We start from the raw sequence: 3138 nt of genomic DNA, 5'->3' as shown, positions 1-3138 counted from the left end.
TAGATAAGGTTGGCGGCGACCGACTCTCCCACCGGTGAAGGCAGTACCATAGGCGCTCCGGGGCTTAACGACTCTGTTCGGAATGGGAAGAGGTGAACACCCGGGCTAAAGCCACCATTATCTGTGCAGCACAGGTTGTGCGTGTTCGCACACAACCGGCTGTGAAATTCGACATAGAGGCAGAGTCTTAAGAAAAAGAAGCGGTGAGCTCTTGCTGTACCAGAAGTGTTCGAGCCCTTAGTACCCCTCGGCTGTGCCATTTCGGACTCTACACCTAGGGCCTATCAACGTGGTCGTCTCCCACGGCTCTTCTTAACGGATATCTCATCTTCAGGTGAGTTTCGCACTTAGATGCTTTCAGCGCTTATCTCATCCCAGCGTCGCTACCCGGCACTGCAACTGGCGTCACAACCGGTACACGAGCGGCTGGTCCAACTCGGTCCTCTCGTACTAAAGTCAGGTCCTGTCAAATATCCTACGCCCACCACAGATAGGGACCGAACTGTCTCACGACGTTCTGAACCCAGCTCGCGTGCCACTTTAATCGGCGAACAGCCGAACCCTTGGGACCTTCTCCAGCCCCAGGACGTGACGAGCCGACATCGAGGTGCCAAACCTCCCCGTCGATATGAGCTCTTGGGGGAGATCAGCCTGTTATCCCCGGCGTACCTTTTATCCTTTGAGCGATGGCCCTTCCATACGGAACCACCGGATCACTATATCCGTCTTTCGACCCTGCTCGGCTTGTAGGCCTCACAGTCAAGCCCGCTTCTGCTATTGCGCTCTACGTACGGTTACCAAGCGTACTGAGCGGACCTTTGAAAGCCTCCGATACTCTTTTGGAGGCGACCACCCCAGTCAAACTACCCAGCAGACACTGTCTCCGTCTCCAGATTAGGTGCCAAACAACACAAGGGTGGTATTTCAACGTTGACTCCCCAAGACCTGGCGGCCCTGGCTCATAGTCTCCCACCTATCCTACACATGTGTTGTCCAGCAGCAATGTCAACCTATAGTAAAGGTGCACGGGGTCTTTCCGTCCCGTGGCGGGTACTCGGCATCTTCACCGAGACTACAATTTCACCGAGCTCACGGCTGAGACAGCGCCCAGATCGTTACACCATTCGTGCAGGTCGGAACTTACCCGACAAGGAATTTCGCTACCTTAGGACCGTTATAGTTACGGCCGCCGTTTACCGGGGCTTCGATTCAAACCTTCGCCTTGCGACTAAGTTCCCCTCTTAACCTTCCGGCACCGGGCAGGTGTCAGGCCTTATACTTCCGCTTACGCGTTCGCAAAGCCATGTGTTTTTGTTAAACAGTCGCCTGGGCCTTTTCACTGCGGCTTCTCGTATTGCTACGAGGAAGCGTCCCTTCTCCCGAAGTTACAGGACCATTTTGCCGAGTTCCTTGGCCGTGATTCACTCGAGCGCCTCAGGATGCTCTCCTTGACTACCTGTGTCGGTTTGCGGTACGGGTTATAAAGCAGTAAACGCTTAGCAGGTTTTCTTGGCAGTCTGATTAGGTACACTATCCCATTGGCCGAGGCCGTTAGGTACTATCACGTTTCAGCAGAGTCGGCGTACTTGACTACCGTCCCTATACCTACACGCTTTAACGGGCACTTCCGTCCGCCCGCGGTACTTTCACTTCTGCGTCACTGCATCACTCCACTTCATAAGTGCTGGAATATCAACCAGCTGTCCATCGACGTAGCCTCTCGGCGTAGCCTTAGGTCCCGACTAACCCTGCTCCGATTAGCGTTGAGCAGGAAACCTTAGTCTATCGGCGAGGGGGTTTCTCACCCCCTTTATCGTTACTCATGCCTACATTTGCTTTTCTAGCCGCTCCACCATACCTGACGATACAGCTTCACCGCTGACTAGAATGCTCCCCTACCACTTAACTATTGAAAGTTAAATCCATCGCTTCGGTACCGGACTTGATGCCCGTGTATTATCGATGCCCTCTCGCTCGACCAGTGAGCTGTTACGCACTCTTTAAAGGAATGGCTGCTTCCAAGCCAACCTCCTGGCTGTCAAAGCAAGTGGACCTCCTTTGTTCAACTTAGTCCGAATTTAGGGACCTTAGCGGATGGTCTGGGTTCTTTCCCTCTCGGCCTGGGACCTTAGCACCCCAAGCCTCACTGCCGGCTATATTACGTGGCATTCGGAGTTCATCAGGATTCGGTAGGCTATGACACCCCCTAGTCCTATTGGTAGCTCTACCTCCACGTAACTCAACGCCGACGCTGTACCTAAATACATTTCGGGGAGTACGAGCTATTTCTCAGTTTGATTGGCCTTTCACCCCTACCCTCAGGTCATCCAAATCCTTTTCAACGGAAACTGGTTCGGTCCTCCAGTTGGTGTTACCCAACCTTCAACCTGCCCAAGGGTAGATCACAAAGTTTCGCGTCTACCCCCTCTGACTCTGCGCCCTGTTCAGACTCGCTTTCGCTGCGGCTCCATGCTTCCAAGCATTTAACCTTGCCAGAGAGGAGTAACTCGTAGGCTCATTATGCAAAAGGCACGCTATCACCCCACTAAAAGGCTCTAACTGCTTGTAAGCACACGGTTTCAGGTTCTTTTCACTCCGGTATTCCCGGTTCTTTTCACCTTTCCCTCACGGTACTAGTTCACTATCGGTCTCTCAGGAGTATGTAGCCTTAGCGGATGGTGCCGCTGGATTCAGACGGGGTTTCTCCGGCCCCGCCCTACTCAGGAATCCTCTACCGTACAGTACCAGCTCGCCTACGGGATTCTCACCCTCTGTGATCGACCTTCCCATGTCGTTCGGCTAAAGTAACGTAATCAGATATTGAGGTCCTACAACCCCCGGCTGGCCGTAACCAGCCGGGTTTGGGCTCCTCCCCGTTCGCTCGCCACTACTTGGGGAATCATGGTTATTTTCTTTTCCTCCGGGTACTTAGATGTTTCAGTTCCCCGGGTTTGCCCTTACGCTTCTAAAAAGCGTAAGCCCTGGTTCTTCAAACCAGTGGGTTGCCCCATTCGGATACCTGCGGATCAATTCGTATGTGCCGATCCCCGCAGCTTTTCGCAGCTTATCACGTCCTTCATCGCCTCTGAGAGCCTAGGCATCCCCCGTGTGCCCTTTTCTACTTCTCGGTAGAGGCCA

Annotated in this window: 2 rRNA genes; both read right to left on the bottom strand. The window is 53.5% G+C overall.

The features are described 5' to 3' along the window. Positions 1 to 7: 7 nt before the first annotated feature. Positions 8 to 119: ribosomal RNA gene (gene rrf / locus KLP40_RS20965) — 5S ribosomal RNA — on the bottom strand. 98 nt (positions 120 to 217) lie between these two features. After that, positions 218 to 3128, bottom strand: a 23S ribosomal RNA gene (locus tag KLP40_RS20960). Positions 3129 to 3138 lie beyond the last annotated feature (10 nt).

This window comes from Hymenobacter piscis, from assembly GCF_018760735.1.
Lineage (GTDB): Bacteria > Bacteroidota > Bacteroidia > Cytophagales > Hymenobacteraceae > Hymenobacter > Hymenobacter piscis.
This window is presented reverse-complemented; position numbering and strand designations above follow the sequence as displayed.